At 44.9% G+C, this 20,161-nt stretch carries 17 protein-coding genes and 1 pseudogene; 8 read left to right on the forward strand and 10 right to left on the reverse strand.

From position 1 onward, the window contains the following. The first annotated feature begins 4 nt into the window (after positions 1-4). Together MHI38_RS08680 and MHI38_RS08685 are read left to right on the forward strand one after the other, a co-directional pair. The gene (locus tag MHI38_RS08680) at positions 5-766 is read left to right on the forward strand and encodes a LuxR C-terminal-related transcriptional regulator (protein WP_308722888.1); all 762 of its coding nucleotides are present in this window, start codon (positions 5-7) and stop codon (positions 764-766) included. 103 nt (positions 767-869) lie between these two features. Beyond that, positions 870-1,649 (forward strand): hypothetical protein, encoded by a 780-nt coding sequence (locus MHI38_RS08685; RefSeq protein ID WP_154983291.1) that lies wholly within the window; start codon positions 870-872, stop codon positions 1,647-1,649. Positions 1,650-1,705: 56 nt separating this feature from the next. Here MHI38_RS08685 and MHI38_RS08690 read toward each other — a convergent pair whose 3' ends face one another. Beyond that, positions 1,706-3,457 carry an ABC transporter ATP-binding protein gene (locus MHI38_RS08690; RefSeq protein WP_341181914.1) on the reverse strand — a complete coding sequence of 584 codons (1,752 nt, stop codon included), beginning with the start codon at positions 3,455-3,457 and terminating at the stop codon, positions 1,706-1,708. Positions 3,458-3,670: 213 nt separating this feature from the next. On the opposite strand from MHI38_RS08690, the gene MHI38_RS08695 reads away from it, so the two are divergent. The 3 genes from MHI38_RS08695 to MHI38_RS08705 all read left to right on the forward strand — a co-directional run bounded on the left by MHI38_RS08695 (position 3,671) and on the right by MHI38_RS08705 (position 8,656). After that, positions 3,671-5,047 carry an ABC transporter permease gene (locus tag MHI38_RS08695; RefSeq protein WP_341181915.1) on the forward strand — a complete coding sequence of 459 codons (1,377 nt, stop codon included), beginning with the start codon at positions 3,671-3,673 and terminating at the stop codon, positions 5,045-5,047. Positions 5,048-5,059: 12 nt separating this feature from the next. Next, positions 5,060-6,574 carry an ABC transporter permease gene (locus tag MHI38_RS08700; RefSeq protein WP_341181176.1) on the forward strand — a complete coding sequence of 505 codons (1,515 nt, stop codon included), beginning with the start codon at positions 5,060-5,062 and terminating at the stop codon, positions 6,572-6,574. A gap of 261 nt (positions 6,575-6,835) precedes the next feature. After that, entirely contained in the window at positions 6,836-8,656 is a 1,821-nt protein-coding gene (locus MHI38_RS08705) for an ABC transporter substrate-binding protein (protein WP_341181177.1), read from the forward strand. A 69-nt stretch (positions 8,657-8,725) separates the two neighbouring features. Here MHI38_RS08705 and MHI38_RS08710 read toward each other — a convergent pair whose 3' ends face one another. From MHI38_RS08710 to MHI38_RS08730, 5 genes are all read right to left on the reverse strand, one after another. Next, the gene (locus MHI38_RS08710; RefSeq protein ID WP_341181178.1) at positions 8,726-9,364 is read right to left on the reverse strand and encodes a sugar O-acetyltransferase; all 639 of its coding nucleotides are present in this window, start codon (positions 9,362-9,364) and stop codon (positions 8,726-8,728) included. A 23-nt stretch (positions 9,365-9,387) separates the two neighbouring features. Next, positions 9,388-10,191 carry an HAD-IIB family hydrolase gene (locus tag MHI38_RS08715; RefSeq protein WP_308722892.1) on the reverse strand — a complete coding sequence of 268 codons (804 nt, stop codon included), beginning with the start codon at positions 10,189-10,191 and terminating at the stop codon, positions 9,388-9,390. 182 nt (positions 10,192-10,373) lie between these two features. Then, entirely contained in the window at positions 10,374-11,357 is a 984-nt protein-coding gene (locus tag MHI38_RS08720; protein WP_341181179.1) for an ROK family protein, read from the reverse strand. Between the two features lie 256 nt (positions 11,358-11,613). Continuing rightward, positions 11,614-12,822 (reverse strand): MFS transporter, encoded by a 1,209-nt coding sequence (locus MHI38_RS08725; RefSeq protein ID WP_154887776.1) that lies wholly within the window; start codon positions 12,820-12,822, stop codon positions 11,614-11,616. A 149-nt stretch (positions 12,823-12,971) separates the two neighbouring features. Further along, positions 12,972-13,460 carry a hypothetical protein gene (locus MHI38_RS08730; protein WP_090915194.1) on the reverse strand — a complete coding sequence of 163 codons (489 nt, stop codon included), beginning with the start codon at positions 13,458-13,460 and terminating at the stop codon, positions 12,972-12,974. A 205-nt stretch (positions 13,461-13,665) separates the two neighbouring features. On the opposite strand from MHI38_RS08730, the gene MHI38_RS08735 reads away from it, so the two are divergent. Continuing rightward, positions 13,666-13,866, forward strand: coding sequence for a hypothetical protein (locus MHI38_RS08735; protein ID WP_154887772.1), 201 nt, complete (start codon positions 13,666-13,668; stop codon positions 13,864-13,866). A 102-nt stretch (positions 13,867-13,968) separates the two neighbouring features. Here MHI38_RS08735 and MHI38_RS08740 read toward each other — a convergent pair whose 3' ends face one another. Next, the gene (locus MHI38_RS08740; RefSeq protein WP_154887770.1) at positions 13,969-14,706 is read right to left on the reverse strand and encodes a cyclase family protein; all 738 of its coding nucleotides are present in this window, start codon (positions 14,704-14,706) and stop codon (positions 13,969-13,971) included. Between the two features lie 169 nt (positions 14,707-14,875). On the opposite strand from MHI38_RS08740, the pseudogene MHI38_RS08745 reads away from it, so the two are divergent. Beyond that, positions 14,876-15,745: pseudogene (locus MHI38_RS08745) on the forward strand (IS3 family transposase); the annotation flags it as partial. 76 nt (positions 15,746-15,821) lie between these two features. Here MHI38_RS08745 and MHI38_RS08750 read toward each other — a convergent pair. Together MHI38_RS08750 and MHI38_RS08755 are read right to left on the reverse strand one after the other, a co-directional pair. Continuing rightward, positions 15,822-16,259, reverse strand: coding sequence for a hypothetical protein (locus MHI38_RS08750; RefSeq protein WP_090915201.1), 438 nt, complete (start codon positions 16,257-16,259; stop codon positions 15,822-15,824). An 815-nt stretch (positions 16,260-17,074) separates the two neighbouring features. Beyond that, complete coding sequence (locus MHI38_RS08755) at positions 17,075-18,001, reverse strand: zinc-binding dehydrogenase (RefSeq protein WP_154887768.1); 927 nt, start codon at positions 17,999-18,001, stop codon at positions 17,075-17,077. A 220-nt stretch (positions 18,002-18,221) separates the two neighbouring features. On the opposite strand from MHI38_RS08755, the gene MHI38_RS08760 reads away from it, so the two are divergent. Continuing rightward, positions 18,222-19,088 (forward strand): PhzF family phenazine biosynthesis protein, encoded by an 867-nt coding sequence (locus tag MHI38_RS08760; protein ID WP_318294936.1) that lies wholly within the window; start codon positions 18,222-18,224, stop codon positions 19,086-19,088. Between the two features lie 91 nt (positions 19,089-19,179). On the opposite strand, the gene MHI38_RS08765 is transcribed toward MHI38_RS08760, so the two are convergent. Beyond that, positions 19,180-20,127 carry an alpha/beta fold hydrolase gene (locus MHI38_RS08765; RefSeq protein ID WP_154887764.1) on the reverse strand — a complete coding sequence of 316 codons (948 nt, stop codon included), beginning with the start codon at positions 20,125-20,127 and terminating at the stop codon, positions 19,180-19,182. Positions 20,128-20,161 lie beyond the last annotated feature (34 nt).

Below are 20,161 nucleotides of genomic sequence, written 5' to 3' on the forward strand. Positions count from 1 at the left end.
TGACATGTCTGCTCATACATCGGTCTCAAGGCCATTGGAATACGGTACGGGAGTTCATACTGGAACTCCTGCTTCCTTTCACTATTTAGCTCAAAGCGGAATAGACCGACTATGCAAAATCAATCATTTTCTAATTCAAGCGTTCCGCCGCAGTATTTTGGATATCAAAGAGAATTTGACAGGTACTTATCTGTTCCTGCTAACAGATGTTAACGGCGTGCTGCTGTCCATGGATTACAGCTCTAATTTGGAACCGCACGTAAAGCAATCTCCTATTCGACCGGGACTGAGTTTTTCAGCCCAGAGCTGTGGCGTTAATGCCATCTCCAGAACGATGGAGGATAATGCGCCCGTATTTTTGCTACCAGAGCAGCATGAAAGTCCATTTTTTCAAAGCTGGCACTGTTATGCCGTTCCTCTATACAAGGGGTCACAGCATTTCGGTTATCTCGATGTGTCTACAATAAACGCGGATATGCAGCGTGAACTCATGGCCATAGCCAAGTTGATCCCGGCAAATATGCAGAACCGTTACCAGAGCCAAAGCATGGCACATCAGAAGAAAAAGCTCCAAGTCGAATTCACAGAGCGGCAACTAACGATTCTAGAGATGATATCCCGCGGATGGACTGTGAAGGCGATTGCATTGCAACTTAAGATCAAGGAATGTACGGTCAATTATCATAAAAAAGTCATTTTTAACAAGTTAGGCGTTCAATCCAGCACAGAAGCTGTTTCAATGGCGAGTCAATTGTCTTATTTATAGGAGACCCCTATAGTTTCCTATAGGTGGCAATAGAGAACACATGTGCTACAATTTTAGTAAGCACAACAAAGAGAGAATAACTCACACATCTCAGGAGGGTATTATGTCTATTACGAAAAAAACATCTTTATTCGCTATGCTCATCATGATGATGATCGTAGTCGCTGCTTGCGGAGACAAAGCAGATAACAATGCGAAATCAAACGATCCTGCCGCAACCAAAACAACTACAGGCGCAGATGCCGGCACAGCCAAAACCGACGATACCGACAAATCAGGAGCGTCCAGCGAAGATAACAAAGAATCTGACAACTCATCCAAAGTAGAACTGGGGACAACGCAAAAGGGTTCTTACACTAATGACTATTTTGGCGTATCCCTGAAATTCCCTGAAGCATGGGAGTATCAGGATGCCGAGGGCATGAACCAACTGACGAGTGCTTCCTCTGAAGCCATTGCCGGTGACGATGAAAAGAAGAAAAAACAGATGGAACTATCTCAAACCAAGACATTGAACCTGCTTATGGCATCCCAATATCCGCTCGATGGCGGCCAGATCGGCCCTTCGGCAATGGCCATTGCCGAGAAAGTTAGCTTGTTGCAAGGCATTCGTACAGGGGAAGACTACCTGAAAGCTACCAAGAAGTTCATGGAAGACAGCAACTTCCCTTATGAATACAAGGACTTCACAAAAGAAACCATCGGTGGCAAAGAAATGGACCTAATGCAGATCACGACGGATGCAGGGGACGGAAGCAAAATCACTCAGGAATACTACAGCACAATTATTGAAGGTTATGCGTTCAACTTCATCTTCACATATCTCGATGATCAAACCAAAGCCGAGATCGACAATATTAAGAAGTCCGTTCAATTCAAATAAAACCAAAACCCCGGCAGCGATCTGAACAGATCACGCCGGGGTTCTTTGTTCTTTTTTTAACCAGACAGGGCAACCCAATGTCCTTCTTTCACTTCGACCCAGTGCGAATGCTCCAGATTATATCGGTCTCCCGTACCACTGGTTTCCTTCTCCTGATCTACCAAAGCGATACGTGGCTTATTCCTCTCCACCGCCGGATCAGGAACCGGAATTGCCGATAGTAAGGCCTTCGTATACGGGTGCTGCGGATTGGCATATAGTTCTTCACTCTCGGCCAGCTCCACAATTTTCCCGTTATACATGACAGCGACACGATCACTGATATGTTTGACCATCGACAGATCATGCGCGATGAACAAATACGTTAGACCCAAGCGCTGTTGCAGCTCTTCAAGCAACTGCACAATCTGCGCCTGAATAGAGACATCGAGTGCCGACAACGGCTCATCGCAAACGATAAATTCAGGCTCTACCGCCAGCGCCCTTGCAATGCCAATTCGCTGACGTTGTCCTCCTGAGAACTCATGGGGATATCGCTGTGCATGTGACGGTTCAAGCCCCACCATCTCCAGCAGTTCTTCCACTCGCTTCTGTCGCTCAGCCGCATTTCCTGCAAGCTGATGGATATCAAGCGCCTCGCCAATGATGTCCATAATTCTCATTTTGGGATTTAGAGAAGCATACGGATCTTGGAAAATGATCTGCATATGTCGTCGCATCGTTTTCATCTCACCAGTCGAGAGTCGCTGCAACGGAATGCCTTTGAACAGCACATCACCCCCCGTTGGCTCATGCAGACGCAGAATCGCTCGTCCCGTGGTAGATTTCCCGCTACCTGACTCTCCTACAACGCCAAGTGTTTCCCCTTGACGGATATGAAAGCTGATATCGTTCACGGCTTTTAACGTATTGCCCTTGCCGAGGTTAAAATACTGTTTGAGAGATTTGACCTCCAGCAACGGCTGATCATCTTCCATATCTTTGAATACCTGCGAGACTAGCTTCGGCTTCTTCTTCTCATCCAGCCTAGGCAGTGCGTTCAACAGACGGATGGTATACGGATGTTTAGGATTCGCAAAAATCTCCACCGTGGTGCCCGTCTCCACGATCTCTCCCTCTTTCATTACAACCACCCTGTCACACATGCCGGCAACCACACCCAAGTCATGTGTAATCAGAATAATCGACGTACCCATCTGTTCTTGCATATCCTTCATCAGGTTCAAAATCTGTGCCTGAATCGTTACATCCAGAGCCGTAGTCGGCTCATCGGCGATTAATAGTTCAGGACGACAAGCAAGGGCGATACCAATCATCACCCGCTGACGCATGCCACCGGAAAATTCATGCGGATACTGATTATAACGGATAGCGCTTTGTTTGATGCCTATTCGTTCCATCATGGCGATGGCTTGTTTTTTCGCTTCCCTTTTCGATAACTTCTGGTGTTTGATCAAACTTTCCGCGATTTGCTGACCAATCTTGATCGTTGGATTAAGCGAACTCATGGGGTCTTGGAAAATCATACCGATGTCCCGGCCACGAATATGCTCCATCTCTTTTTGTGATTTCCCGGCGAGATCCATACCTTTAAATAGAATTTCACCCGATTTCATCTGTGATGGGGGAGAGGCAAGCAACCTCATAATGGAGCGTGCGGTTACGCTCTTACCACTGCCTGATTCTCCAACAATGCCCAGCGTTTCCCCTTTCCGCAGTTCAAAGCTAACCTGCTTGACCGCCTGAAACTCACTATCACCCGTGTAAAAAGAGACGGACAAATCATTTACTCTCAGCAAAGGTTCCACGACGTGCACCATTCCTTTCATATCTGCTCTATCTTCTCATATGTAATCAATTCCATACCTTGACAATTAAACATACCCTACATAATATATACTATATTGATCGGAATAATGCAATTTATACTTCAGTGAAAGGAGGGTTACCGTTTGACAGCTGAAGCGGAAAGTCATCACACCTCCCGTCTGGTGAATCATCTACGTTTTATTTATGGTAAAATGCTGCTTCATCCCGTCTATCGCTATGTATTGATCGTTCTCGGATTACCGATCAACCTGATCGTTTATATGGTCTGGCTTTCCAAGCGTAAACAAGATGACTGGTCAGCTGTAAAACAACAGGCTGAACAGGAGATGCATACCTCATCCTACCGTGACACCAAACGATTGGAACTGGAAGAACAACTGAGGCGCAAGCATCGCTTCTTCAAGCAAGAGGTCAGCGAGGCAGCATTCAAACAACAGGCTGAGAGCTGGCTTGAGAAAACTTTTCAGAAGGAACTGCTGGAACGAACGACCCACAAGTTAGAACAAAAGGGAAAACATCGTCTCGGAATTCAGGATACATTCGGTACCTTACTAGCAAAACCTTGGTTTCTAGCCTTATCGATCATCCCGGGATGTCTAATGTATCTGACTCTTCTGATATATGGTAATGCTTATCTAAAGTACATATTTGAAAGACTACTCATGACCATCTTTGTCATTCTGGGTGTAGCAACGCTAGTATTTACGATATTGTACTTGTCTCCGTTCAACCCGGCGGCCAACATTCTCGGCGTAACGGCAACACAAGAACAGATTGCAGCCTTTAATCATGTGTACGGCCTGGATCAGCCTTATCTAACACAACTATGGAATAATATCAAGGGTGTTGCCATGTTTGATCTTGGCAAGTCGTTTGCAGGAAATGAGATCGTGACGGATACAATCGCCCGAAAGTTTCCCATTACGCTAACCCTTGCCGTGATTTCCCTGCTGTTAGCTATTGTCATTGCTTTACCAATTGGCATTATCTCGGCGCTCAAGCCTAACTCCTGGTTTGACTACACATTTATGTTCATCGCTCTCATTGGACTGTCTATTCCGAACTTCTGGCAAGGTCTGATCTTCATTCTGAATTTCTCGATTAAAATGCAGTGGCTTCCCGCTACCTTTAATCCTCAGAACTGGCTGTCCATGATTATGCCGGTCATCGTGCTGGGGACAGGACTTACGGCTGCGGTTGCACGGATGACCCGTTCATCCACACTGGAGGTCATTCACGAGGATTATGTCATGACTGCCCGGGCCAAGGGGCTGAGTGAGCGACAAGTGATGCTGAAGCACGCGGTGCGTAACGCGCTGATTCCTATCATTACTGTCGTGGGTCTTCAATTCGGAGCTATGCTTGGCGGGGCCGCTGTAACAGAGAAGGTATTTAATATCAGCGGACTGGGAAGTTACATCGTGGATAAGCAATTCATACCCGATATTCCGAGTATCATGGGCGGAGTAATCTACACAGCGATCACGATTTCCATTGTGAATGTTGTGGTTGATCTGTTTTACGCATTTATCGATCCAAGGGTTCGCTCCAAAATGAAACAATATTAAAGCAGGTGTACTATGACAAAATCAAGCTCCCTTACACAGGAAATGCTTTTCCGGCTCAAGTCTTCGCAAGAATACAGTCAAGCCAGCTTCGCATGGATCACTTCGGTTCTACTGACTCTGTTATTGTTGTTGAACAGTTATGACTGGAGCGGGCAGGCGTTCAAGCCATTTATAGCTGGAGTGGCCGGCATTTATCTATTCTTCACCCTCATTCAGAGTCTGCTTCTTATTCGGATCAGACAGGATTTAATACAGCGCGGGGTTATACGTGTTCTGACACGTAGACTCGCATGGGTACAGTTGCTGGCTGCTTTGACAGGTAATATTTTCATTGTAACGGCTGCCTTCCACCTGATTCGAAAACGAAAAAGTATTGAATATACATTTGCTGTATACGCACTGTTAACCCAGTTATTTGTGATCGGTGTATCGGCTCTGAATGTGTTCAAGCCTTATGTTGCGGATACCTTTTTGCCTTCGATGGCGGCGCTGTTATGTATTCTCGTCATTGATTTGATCGTATTGATCATTGTATCAAGGTATGATGCGACTTCTCCTCTGCCTCGCTGGATGATGGTTGTAGGTGCAGTGATGATCGTTAGCGTAATTACGGGCAACGTTTTCGCGTTGCTGCTGGGGATCTCGATCCTTCGCCGGCTCCGCAGACAAGGGAAACATGGAACGAATTTCTGGAATGATCTGTGGGAGCGTCTTGCTCCCAATATGACCGCGATGTCCGGACTCTTTTTCATCATCTTCCTGTTCTCGATCTCCATCTGCAGTTTCGTCACCTTCGACTACAGCATGGCGGTGGAAAATAATTATTCGGCCCTGCTTCAGTCACCTTCTCTGGCCTATCCGCTAGGAACGGATGATTTCGGTCGATGTCTATTTTCCCGAATCGTGTTTGGTGCACGGATTTCCTTGATCGTCGGTTTGATGTCAACCCTGATTCCGGTTGTGATTGGCGGTGTGCTGGGTGCCTTCTCGGGTTTTTACGGAAGACATACGGATAACATCATCATGCGACTGCTGGATATTCTGTACGCCATTCCGGGAATCTTGCTCGCCATCGCGATTATCGCGGCTTTCGGTGCTAACACGGTAAATCTGATCATCGCATTAAGCCTGGGCTCCATTCCAACGTATGCTCGAACAATGCGGGCCAGTGTTCTTTATGTATCTACCTTTGAGTTTGTCGAGGCGGCGCGTGCCTTGGGATACACCAATCGTACGATTATTTTCAAACACATCATTCCCAACTCGCTCGCACCGATGATTATCAAATCCACGCTGACGATTGGCGGAGCTGTCATTGCAACCAGCAGTTTGAGTTATCTCGGGCTGGGTGTAGAACCACATATTCCGGAATGGGGCAACATTCTGAAGCTGGGAAGCACCTATCTGGAGACTCATTCGTATCTAGCGATTTATCCGGGACTGGCGATTATTTTGCTTGTTCTTTCGTTTAACTTTCTCGGTGACGGACTGCGGGATGCGCTTGATCCCAAGCTTGAGAAGGCGTGACGATGATTTTAAATTTACATGATTTTTAAAAGTTGAACTATTCTTTTACACAGAAACGGAGAGGACAGAAAAAACCTGGAAAAGCGAAGCGCTCGCCTTTATCACCGGATTTTCCCCTTTCGAAAAGGGAATCAAAAAAATCTGGGGATAACAGCGATTGAAAGGTTATTCTGTCATCGGAGTGCTCCGTGTAAACCCTTAGTTCAATTTCCATAGAAAAAATCGATACATCACATCTATTAACAAAATGGAGGTATTCTCATGAAAAAACGTACACTTGTCGCCTTGCTGCTGATTCTCGTGCTGGTGATCTCCGGCTGCAATGTGAAAACCAAAACCGAATCGCAGGAGCAGAACCAACCTTCCGATACAACAGAGACCGCACCAAAAGCGGTTGACATTGAATTGCTCGCCATGAGCTCTTCCGAGAATGATGTCAACATCATCCGTGATCAGCTGACCAAAAACGGCTTCAATGTAAAGCTGAATCTGCAACCGGATTACGGAAGTTTTAAGTCCCAGCAGGACGCAGGCAACTATGATATCGCGTTGTCCAGCTGGACAACGGTAACGGGCAATCCGGACTATGCGGTTCGCTCTCTTTTCAAAACAGGCGGGGATTACAGCATTCTGGCGGATCAAGAGATCGATAAATTAATCGATCAGGCCGCTACGCAGACACCTGATGAGTACAAAGAAACGTATAAAAAGTTGGAAGACCATTTGGTTACAGATCAGGCGTACATCGCTCCGCTGTATATTTCTCTGAAAAGTCAGGCGGTGAACAAGGACATTCTGAATGTCGATACCGTTCGTCTGTCCAAATCCCGTGCCATGGCGTGGGAACCGATTGAGTTCAAGGACAGCTCCAAAAACAGTAAAGATCCGTTGATTCTGACACAAGCAGCATCTGTACTGACTTCCCTCGATCCGATCAAAGGAAACGACGGTTCCATCAACCAACTCAATACCAATATGTACGTGCGTTTGGTGAATCTGACGGATGACGATCAACTGACAGCGGATGGATCGCTCTCACGTAATTTCACAATTGCAGATGGCAATTCCGAATACTATTTTGTACTTCGTGACGATATCAATTTTGCTAAAATCGAAAACAAAAAGGCTGTCGATACCGGAGAACGTGTAGGCGCAGATGACGTTATCTTCTCCCTCGACCGTGCCAAAAATAAAGATTCCGTTCCGGATCACCGCACGTACAGTCTGCATGAACATATCAAACAAGCGGAACTCGTTACAGACCTGAGCGCACTGGAGTCAGTGAAACAGTCCGGGGGTAGCGGAACCGTGCTGGAAGCTCTGAATCAAGGGCTCGACAGCGATATCAAGGAACTGGTTAGCGACAAAAAACAGGCTAATAACGGTGCAGGCAAATACCAAGTGGTTAAAGTGACGACAACTGAACCGTTCCCGCAAGTGCTGAACTATCTGGCTCACCAATCGGCTGGTATCGTATCCAAGAAACAAGTCGAAAGCATCAATACGTATGATGTCGCGTCCTTCGATGTGAACAAGGATATCCCTTATGGCGATCAGAACACCGTGACCGAGGGTGCCAACTATAACAACACACTTTATACAAGCGGCCCTTATATCCTCTCTTATAAAAATGACTACGAAGGCGTCTTCCTGAAAAACCCGGGATACCGCAAAGGTTCCGACTTCGCAGGCAAGATTGATCAGGTAAACGTACGCTTCATTGCCGATGCTGACAGTGCTCTCTCTGCGCTTCGCAGCAGTGAAATCCACCTGTATTACGGTGTACCTGAGACGAAATACGACATTATCCAGAATGACAGCAAATTGCACTTGCAAAGCATTCCAAGTAATGCCGTATCCTATCTGCTGTTTAACACAGCCAATCGTGAAGTGGCCAAGAGCAGTGATCTGAGAAAAGCAGTGCTGTACTCCATCAATCAGGATGAGATTCTGCAATTCTACAAAAACAACAAACTGAAAGCTTACTCCACCGTAAGCTCGCTTGTACAAACCGGGAATGAACTTAAGGCTGATCCAGCCAAAGTGAAAGAATTCCTGAGCAAGTATAACGCGTCAAAATAAACCGCCTGAACACAAAAGGCTGTCACCAGGATCATGCAGATCCATCGGTGACAGCCTTTTTCCTATCCATCATTCCGGCACTTGGCAATCTGCCAAAATGTCGGGATAATGTCTCATGCTATCCGCTTCTGTAATGCTGCGGATCACTCTACACGGCACACCAGCTGCAAGCGAATGCGGTGGAATGTCACGTGTAACCACGCTCCCTGCCCCAATGACACATCCGTCTCCAATCGTGACGCCGCCGCATACTTTCACATTCGCGGACAACCACACATCATTACCGATGGTGACCGGTTTGGCATAACAGAGTGATTTCAGCTCACCATGTTGATTCAGCATCTGCCTCCGTTCACTCGCAATCAAAGGGTGAACAGGCGTAACGATAGTAACATTGGGACCAAAGCTGGTGTAATCTCCAATCGTCACTTGTGCATCATCCTGTATGGTCAGATTGTAATTCGCAAAAAAGTGATGGCCGATCCGGGTATGCACCCCATAGTGAAAGAAAATCGGGCCCTGCATAAATCCGCCTTCCCCTATTTCCCCCAGCAACTGTTGTACGATTTGCTGTCTTTCCTCCGTTTGTTCTTCAAAGGTTTGGCTATAACGCTGACTGAGATGATGAGCTTTTCTTTTGATGTCCTTCAGTTCCGGATCAGCCGGACTGAATAACATGCCCTTCATAATTCTCTCTTCTTCACGCATCGCGATTCCCCCTCATCTATAGGTTATGCCTGCAAATCCATGATCGCCTGAATCGTTCGCAATACGCCATTTTCATCATTGGATTTCGTAATGAATTGCGCGGCACGTTTGGTATTCTCGCATGCATTGCTCACAGCAAAGCTGTATTTGGCAATAGCCATCAGTTCCACATCATTTTCGCCATCACCGAAGGACATCGTTTCACGTGAAGTTACGCCCAGCATCTCCTGCAATGTTTTGACCGTTTCACCTTTGTGTGTGTGCAGTGCCGTAATATCAAGCCACCTTGGCTCAGAATCAACAATATAGATTTGTCCTTCCATCGTGTGCTCCACATGTTTTCGTAATGCTGTGCAACGACCTTGGGTATCGAATACCGTAATTTTAATAAAAGAAGTGCTGATGCCTGCAAAAGAGTCCGTTTTGATGACCTGTTCATACGAGCCTTTCACAACGTCATACATCTCATCCGAAATCGAAGTATGCACATAAGCTGCATCGCTTGCACAGACAATAATCGTCATTTGGGGATCAAATGATTGAATTTCCTGAATAGCTTGCAATGCTAGTGCAGGCTCCATGCTAAACTCCCGAACCACCTGCCCATCCTTCTTGATTCTGGCCGCACTGTCTCCAAGTATCCAAACTCCCTTGCCGTGCTCACCAAATAATTTTTCAACACGCTCGCACTGCTTTCCGGTACATGCTACAAAAGTAATGCCTTTACGTTTCATCCCCTCATGAACTTCGTTGAATAACTCCATATCAAATGATCCTTTACTGTTTAGAAAAGTTCCGTCCAAATCGGTTACAACCAGTTTAATCATGATGTGTCCCTCCAGTTGATTGATAGGTGATGTTTATAAACAATATTTATAAAGTATGCAGAAAGTTCTCTTTGCCGTAATAGAATCGTATCCCGTGTAACTGGTTCCATGTCAACAAGAAATTTCCGAAGAACGTCGTGTACTCATGTCAGCAAAAAAATCCACAGAACTCGTCCTGCGGATCATAACACTTCAGATAATATGGAGGATTTCAAAGCTTGAAGAACCACACCTCTCAACCCTGCATCAAAGTCATCCTGAAACGAGTTCTGGTATACAATCTCAGGCAGTGTCGGCATCATATGCTCCTTTACATATTGTCTCCACGCCGCGTCGAGCACCTCAGTCTCCACTCGCTCCTGATAGATGACAATCTGATGAGGGGCAACAACCGCATTAACCGTTTGTAGAATCCGGCACACATGACCCGTATAGTCTTCGTTGCTCATTTCCTGTTTCCAGTCGGGTGAGTACGGAAGATACTTGATCTCACCGAACATCCCGTTTTTGCCACGGATGATTTGTCCGTTCAGCACCATGCCCATACCAGGCGGGTAACGATTTGGAAAATAAATGCCCGCTACATCCTGCCCCTTTGTATGCATATGTTGTGTGTAGTAGCCGCTAACCGCTGCATTGACATCATTCTCGACAATAACAGGTAACTGGAATTCACGCTCAATCTCCCGAATCAGATGGGAATGAATAAGCTCATCATGGCTACTTACCGTGATATCCCCGTCGACAGCCTGACCCGGGATACCTATTCCGATCATTTGGATGGAAGGATGTGCCGCAATGAAACGTGCTATAAGTTGCAGCACATGCTGTTTATCAAAAACAGGTAGCATGTTCTCTTCCTTCAGCACAATCTCATTCTCGAGATTGATTACCGTGGCCGAGATTAACCCCTGACCTTTCATTTCTTTCATGGACAAAACCAACGCAAGTCTATAATTGTAATTGTATCGGTATGCTTGGGCAGGGCGACCACCGTTCGAGGGAACGATTTGATCTTGAATCAGCTCTCCGCCATCACATAACTCCTGAATTAGAGCGTTAATGGTAACTACACTAAGATTCGTTAATGAAGCAAGCTGCGGTTTCGTTGCGGTTTCCTGTTGCTGCATGACTTCACGCACATTATTCATATTGATGTGTTTCATCATTGTAGCGTTTGCCTTTTTCATAACCCTCTCGTTTCCACTCTGGTTCAAAAGACCAAAGCAATCGTATTCATGTTATCGTACTCGATATCATAACATTATACATTGCTTTGCACATAATGCTCATTCAAACAGATCATCTATAGATCGTACAGGTTGTACGTCCATCGACTGTTTGGACAAAGCCATGTTCGCGTAAACACCTGCCCAGATGACAACAGCCATAATTAAATAAGCCATCTTTCTCTCCTCCTCCTTAATTCTTGTGTAATTGTTGTGGTCTCACGACTAAGCGATTGACAATTTCTGCACAAACCAGCATAAGAACAAGTAGTACAAGCACAACAATCGGAAAAGAAGCCGTTCCTGCTTTCGATGCCAGCAATCCAAAAAGCGGCGGTAGCAATGTGGTGCCTGTATAAGCAACTGCCATCTGATAACCCATTAGTCTCGCTGCACTGCCTTTACCGAAACGGGTGGGGGTTTCATGCAAAAGTCCAGGATAGATTGGAGCCAATCCGAGGCCGATCAGTACCAAACCGCCAGCAGCAAACCCGGAAGGCAAGGGCAGCAATAAGACAATTCCACCGATAATGGTGGTCCATTGACCGTAGCGGATGAGCAGCAGGTTAGATACCTTTAAGGTAATAAAGCCTGTAATGAGCCTTCCGAATGTGATCCCCGCATAATAGAGCGAAACCCATCCTGCAGCCACTTCTGCCGAAACATTTCTTGTACCGACAAGATAACTAGCCCCCCAGAGTCCAACAGTCATTTCAACCCCACAATAGAACAGAAAAGCAAAAAGTGTAGGTTTAACCCCTTTTATATTCAGGAGCTTTGTCGTTAAGGTCTCGTCCGCTTCATCCACCGCTTTGCTGTCCAGCAGATTCGGAGTCTGGCGGGTCGCTGCCACACGTTTCCACAATGGCAAGGTAAGCAGGAGCACAATGACCAGACTAAATTGAATAGCGGCAACGGCTGCGTACCCACCTCTCCAGGAGTGCTGACCTGCAATAGAGGCAGCCATGATGAACGGTCCCGTTGTTGCACCTACACCCCAAAAGCAATGCAGCCAGTTCATATGGTGAGCCCTATAATGTTCTGCCACATAATGATTCAACGCTGCATCTACCGCACCCGCTCCCAGTCCAAGGGGAATAGCCAGTATAATAAACCAGACCAGAGAGGGAGCCATGGAAAATCCAAGCAGAGAAACGGCCGTGAGCAAACAACTAAGTAATGTAATGCTGCCTGTACCCAGCTTGCGGATTATACGACCACTTGCGAGACTGGAGACGATCGTTCCAGCTGCAACAATCATGGATACAAGACCTGCTGCTCCAACCGAGGAGCCAATCTCTGGCCATATGACCGGCCATGCAGAACCGAGCAAAGAATCCGGGAGCCCCAAACTGATAAATGCCAAATAGATGATCAATAAAAACCAGGTTGCCAACGGCATTGCTCCTCTCAAGATGCGAATGCTTACTTTTCAGAACTTAATAAATACACTTTATAAAGTTTATATCGTAAGTATGCAGACATCACATCTCCTTGTCAATATGAAAAATAAACCTCATCATTTAGACTAAGCACCGCCTTGTCCTCTGATTATATGCTGTATCTTCGTTGTATGTCAGGCAGTAAAGTAACCATCTGAATACCCAGTCCCCAGGCAAAATAGAACAAATGAATGAGGGAAACAGTTTGAATAATGTACAGTTGCACGATGATCCAGATGAGCAGAGCATAACTCGTATACAAGGAAAACGTCCACGCCCAGTAGCGTTTAGGGTAAAGATTTAGCTTTTCCACTAATGTCCAATGAATTCTTCTCAGGAGAGCAATGCAAATAACGATAGGGAATAAACCAAGGACCAGTAACAAGATCATTCCAGGAATTAAAAAATCGGAAAAAGGAGAGCGTTCCAGTAGAGAAACAGGCATATTCAACATTTTCCCCGACGGATCTAAGATCAGCATGAACCCCCCAATCACTGCTCCAAGCCCCAGCAAGCCATGCATCGCTGCAAGAAGATATGATTTATCTGAGTTGTTTGAGTTTCCTGAATTTCCTGAGTTTTCTGATCGATCTGTCATTGCGAACCGCTCCCTTCGTATTCTCAATTTGCACAGGCCACTGAAATAAATGGACTTACTGTGCCATCTTCTCACAAATAGACGAATAAACCTGTGCTTATTTTCACGGGTAGGGTTAATGCAATTCATTATATGGTAAAACTTGATAAAAGAACGTATGTTCGGTATAATGGTTTTATACACTGAATGAGCGAGGCATAATACGATGGACGACAAATTTATCAAGGAATTACGTAAGATCAGCCGCGACGACAGACGCCGCTCCGAGTTCATGATTCAGGGCATGAAGGAAACATTACAGGAACGCAAAGAGGAAGGTTTGGTCAAGCGATGGATGCGCCGGCGAAAGACGAAGAAAAACATCTCTGAGCGATTTAGCTCTGATACCTCTTCAAGTCATAAATAGATAGAATTCAACCAAAGAAGGAGGCTTGTTAAGCCTCCTTTGATTCACTACATATTTTTCAATGTTATAGCAGCTTGCACTTACGTTTTGGTCTGTAGAACTTTAAGGCAGAATAGCAAACGAGCGCACCGGGAATCCTGATGCTTTCTCCGCTTTCGGAACGATATTGAAGATGACAGCTCCTGTAGCGGGAACCTGATCGAGGTTCGTTAACAGTTCGACCTGGTATGTATCCTGTGCAAGCACATAATACTCTGCTAATAGGGCACCATTTTTCTGATAATCTACCGCTGCATCTGTATCAAACGTCTCGTGACCGATCGCTTTAATGTTCCGTTCTTCGAACAGGAATTTCAGTGCAGCAACAGACCATCCGGGTGCGTGGCTGTTCCCATCGGCATCCTTGTTATCAAAGTCTTCATGGTTCGGCCAGCGTTTGCTCCAATCGGTTCGCAGAGCTACGAAGCTGCCGGCTTCAATCTTGCCATGCTCCCGCTCGAATTCGAGGATATGCTCCACTTCCAAGGTGAAATCGGGATTGTTCTTCACTTCAACAGACTGATCGATTACAACGAGCGGTAACACTAGTTCTTTAAGTCCTAGTTCATCCAAGTAACGTGTATCACGAACAAAATGAATCGGTGCATCCAGATGGGTGCCGTACTGGCCCGGGAACTTGAAGCTTTGAGCGAAGAAACCTTGATCGTGGTTAAATAGGGTATCAAACTCCGCAGCATCAAAGGCAGAAAAATGCGGCGATGCCGGACCGAAGGTATGGGTTAGATCTACCCATTTCTTTTCTTTCAACAGCTGAATGGCTTGAATAAGTTCGTTGGTCATCCGTTTCACCTCATATGCAGAATGGAATAAATTTCCCCTATTATATCTCAACGCTGCACATTGGTGAAGAAGCTGATTTAATTTGTTAGAAGGTACAATTGTCGCAAGATCAACGGTACAATATTGATTACATCTTTGCAGCGATTATTCAAGACAATTTCTCCTGCACAAGTTCACCAAACAAGACAAAGCTCAAGTAGTCTATGAACTAAGGAATGAATTTTCAGTGAAAGCATTTCTACAGCTAGCAGATATCCCTCGTAGCACGTATTATTACGTCATAAAAGCGTTTGGTACGGTAGACAAGGATTTAGAGCTAAAAGACATGATACAAGCGATTTATAAGGAGCATTAGGGGCGCTATGGTTATCGTCGTATTCGCGATGAGTTAACCAATCGTGGACACCGTGTGAATCATAAAAAGGTACAGCGTTTGATGAAAGTATTGGGATTAAAATGTTTGGTACGTGTGAAGAAATATCGTTCGTATAAAGGGACAATTGGCAAGATTGCCCAGAACCTATTAGAACGCAATTTCTACGCTGAGAGGCCAAACGAGAAGTGGGTTACGGACATTACAGAGTTTAAATTGTTCGGAGGAAAACTATATTTATCTCCCATACTTGATCTGTATAACGGAGAAATTATTACATATACGATGGGTTCAAGACCGGTCTACTCGCTTATTTCCACGATGTTAGATCAAGCATTTTGCAGTTTAACAAAAGAAGATAAACTCCTTATCCATTCAGATCAAGGCTGGCACTACCAGATGAGACCTTATCGTCATGCCCTTGAAAAACGTGGCATTACGCTAAGTATATCTCGTAAAGGGAACTGCTGCGATAACGCCGTCATGGAGAACTTCTTTGGCATCATGAAATCCGAGTTTTTGTATTTAAAGCCATTTGAAAATATCTCGCATTTTAAACAAGAACTATCCAAATAAATCGATTATTACAACAACAAACGCATTAAGGCAAAACTAAAAGGCATGAGTCCGGTACGGTACGGGATTCATGCCCAACAAGTTGCTTAAAAATGTAATCTGTCTAACTTTACGGGATCACTTCATTATAAAACGGTTGAATCTGAACCATGATCGTCTCAAACCTTTATCTAGGCTGAGATACTCGCTCTGAATCTTTAGCTATAACCATGACACTATAAGAATTATACGAATACATATGCTTAAGCATGGTCTGCTTCTGCGGAGGTGAGAGTGACAAATATGTAGGGCAGGCTTTAAATGAGCGGTGTTCATCAAAGTATTGAATGACAGCATTAGTTTCTTCAGTTGTAACATCACCTGTTTCTCGTCTTCTCTTCGCATCGCTTTTCGCGAATAAAGAATCAACCCACGCTCGATATTTACGCTCATTGTTAGGATTATCAAAATACTTATTGATTGGCCATAGTATAAGGCCAGCTACACCGCATAAAAGAAGCATAATAGGAATACTCAATAGGAGTAAAGAACCAAAACCATAGGCGATAAATATACCTAGAGTTGGTGCAAAAAAAAGAAATAATAGAATGACAATAACTAACATGATTCCTATCTCCTTCAAATTTGAGATTTAAACACATCATTAATCTTATTACATAGCTTCGTTGATAAGCAATATAGAAAAATTGCTGCATAAGATCTAATTGTGGGTGACATCCCTCTCACCCCTACTAATTATCTATTTACGACTAAAATATAGCACTTTATTAAAGATGATATCCCTTGGATTCATGATCTAAAGTTAGAAAACCATATCTTACAAAGAGGATTAACAAAAAAACTTCAAGCCTCAAGCTCAGTACCATTATTAAGAAGAAAGGGTTCAATTTCCGTCTCCTAATGGCATCGCCTTTTAATCACATCTCAGAACAATATTAAGGGGTTGAGCCGCTCTGGCTTAAGACAATCATTCGCCCTCTCGTCCCAATCCTCATAGATGTCGTCATATTAGCTCAATGTAACTCTCAGTTCTACGAGCAGCTCTGGTCTCGATCTCATTTTTGTGACCACATGCCGTGTGCAAATACCATTGTTACCTAACCAATTTTATCAAACAATTCATTTGGCATGATTAATACAGCCTGTTTTTTCAGAAATACTCTTATTCACAGTCCGAGTGTCCATCTTCGCTGAAGAATATTTACCCACCATATTACATTGATCTTTGTCAAACTCCGCAAACTGCATATAACCAAACAAGAAAGACAAAAAAGCCGCTCTCCTTTTTGGAGAACGGCGTTTAATTTTCTGATTGAATTTTAGGGTAGGTCAACAAAAGTCATTCATTAAATCGATTGATTTGTTCAATCAATCGGGCCCACATCCTCGACCTCTCAAGTTACAATCACCCTTTCCAGACTAATCCGCAATAATGATCAGTTTGCCCCGTGTATGGTGGGATTCACTTTTTTCGTGAGCATCACGTAAACCCTGCTCAGTGAGCGGATAGGTTTCATCAATAATCGACTTCAGTTTCCCGGAAGCCGCAAGTTCGGCCAACTGTTCCAGTTGATCTCCCTTCGGCTCCATCATGAACACGTTACCCGTCACGCCAGCTTCCTTCGCCAGTTGTTCATTCGGCTGTTGTACAAGAGATACGAGACGTCCTCCAGATTTTAACACCTTGAAGCTGTCTCGCTGGATGTCACCGCCCATCGTATCCAGGACAACATCGTAGTCTGAGAGGATCTGTGAGAAATCCTGTTCTTTATAATTAATGAAATGATCCACACCCAACGAGCGGAGCAGTTCTTCGTTTGCTGCACTCGCCGTGGAAGCCACTTCAGCGCCCAACGATTTGGCAATTTGAATGGCATATGTGCCTACTCCACCGGCACCGGCATGTATGAGCACCTTTTGTCCTTTGCCCAAACGACCATGATCAACAAGTGCCTGCCAAGCTGTCATCGCGGCAAGTGGAATCGCTGCTGCTTCCTCAAAGCTGAGTTGCTCAGGAATGCGGGCCACGATATCTGCATCTACAGCAACATATTCCGCATAGGTTCCGAATTGACGTGGGCGGGCGAATACCCGATCACCTTCTCTGAACCGCGTGACATTCGAACCTACTTCAGCCACAGTCCCTGCCACGTCACCGCCCAAAATCATCGGCAGCTGATCCGCTGCTTCTTTCATATAACCTTGTCTGATTTTGAAATCCACCGGATTGACCGACGTGGCATGCGTTCGGATAAGCACCTGATTGACTCCACAGGATGGCTTGGCTACTTCTTGTTCCTTCAATTGTTCCGCTCCACCAAATTCCTCAATCACAATTGCTTTCATTAAAAATCCCAGCCTTTCCGTTAGATTATCATTATGCTATCTCTCCCTTCATTACCCCTTCCCATTGGTCACTTGACCTATTCATTCAAAATTCATAACAATCCGGGATTCCTATACAGTTCAACAATCGTGATATAATGTCGATTATCGATTATGTTAAACCTTAGTCCATTACTTAATCTAAAAGTTGAAGAAGCGAGGTAACCATATGGAGGTTGAAGTGAATACATTACATGCATTTTCGGACAAAGCTCTTGGTGGAAACCCCGCAGGGGTTGTTTTACAAGCAGCGCATTTGTCTGTATCCCAGATGCAGGAGGTTGCCAGACAAGTCGGATTTTCAGAGACTGCGTTTGTTATGCCATCGGATCAGGCTGATTTCAAAGTGCGTTTCTTCACTCCAAGTGACGAAGTTGATCTCTGCGGGCATGCCACGATTGCTTTATTTTATCTAATGAAGACACAGCATCTCGTTGATGTTGGTACATATACACTGGAGACACTAGCCGGAATTCTTAAAGTCGTTATTGAAGTCAATGGAGGAGTCTATCTGTCTCAGACGTTGCCGGAGTTTGAGGAGATTGTCGATCGACAGCAGATTGCCGATTCGTTACGTATTTCTACGGAAGAATTGCATTCTGAACTGCCTGTACAAATTGTGTCTACCGGACTACCCGATATCATGATAGCCGTTAAAGATATTGATGTTCTAACCAAAATTGATCCTGACTTCCAACGTATCACAGAAATAAGCAGGGCTCATCATGCCATCGGTTATCACGTATTTACACTCGAATCAAATGTTATGGACGTTCTGACAGAATGTCGTAATTTTGCACCACTGTATGATATACCGGAAGAGAGCGCAACGGGCACATCCAATGGCGCCATGCTCTGTTATTTATATCTTTACAACCAGCTTACAGCTCCTCTTCATCACACGTACACAATTAGACAGGGGTACACTATGAACTGTCCCTCCGAGATCCGAGCCAGATTAACTTTGGACAGCTTCAATAAAATTACTCAGATTCAGGTTGGCGGTAGCGCAATTCATATCAAAAACATTATCATTCACCTCCCTTAAAGGGAGATGTTATCCGTAATAAGCATAGTGAACTATGTATTTCATGCAATATCATATCCTTCATTCCATAAATCAGGGCACGTTATGAAAGCTAATGAATTTTTCGCAAAAATCTTAGAACCGCTTCCTTCAATTGTCTCAGACCCGGTTGCTCTATCGGAAAATGACCTGCTCCCTCCAAAATGACACACTCCTTCTCCACGGTCAGACGATCAAAAAAAGATTGACTGAAATGTAACGGAGTCATCGGGTCTATCTCAGGATGAACCAGCAAAACCGGGCACTGACTGAATTGATCCGGGCTCACTTCTGGCGTTTTATTCAGGAAAGTTCTTAATAATTCCAGAGGAACAGACGTGGCCGCCGCCTGTGGATCATTCATAATGAGACGGGTCAGGTCCTTGTTGTTCGTAATCAGATCCATTCGAGAAACCCGTTTAACCGAGATTCGTACAGCATCTAATACACCAGGGAAAAGATCCATCATACGTTTACCTGCACGACTGACGAACTGATTCGGAGCAATCTGATCACGCATATGTGGATCACTCGTATCTACAAATGTTGTTGCGATTAATCCCTTCACATGTTTGTTCCTTACACTGACATGATAGGCCAACATGCCTCCAATGCTACTCCCCAATACAACGAAAGGTTTTCCGTCTTTCTTGTATTCCATCTCCATAAGGGCATCTAACAGTGTAATCCATAACTCATAGTTCATCCGCGTGCCGTGCATTGCGTAGCTTAGACCGTACGGCGGCAGATCAGGTGATATCACCTCGTATCCATGTTGCTGTAGCATTCGTGCATAGGGGGCGAGTAACCTGCCATTCCCCCCGGCACCATGAATGAACAGTATTTTGATAGGTGATTCTGGCACGGGTAAACGATCAATATGAAGATGAATTCCATGGCTTTCCCACCACTCCTCCTCCGGGGAGTTGTTTTCATCCAATCTTACTTCTTCAGGAAAAAATGACTGATACTGCTTCCAATATAAATGTGTTGTTCTATAAGAAGGCAAGCTTTTTCGCATATGTACGCTCCTTTTTCTACATCAAAAAAGCCGT

This window comes from Paenibacillus sp. FSL K6-1558 (assembly GCF_038002565.1).
In the GTDB taxonomy this organism is placed as follows: domain Bacteria; phylum Bacillota; class Bacilli; order Paenibacillales; family Paenibacillaceae; genus Paenibacillus; species Paenibacillus polysaccharolyticus.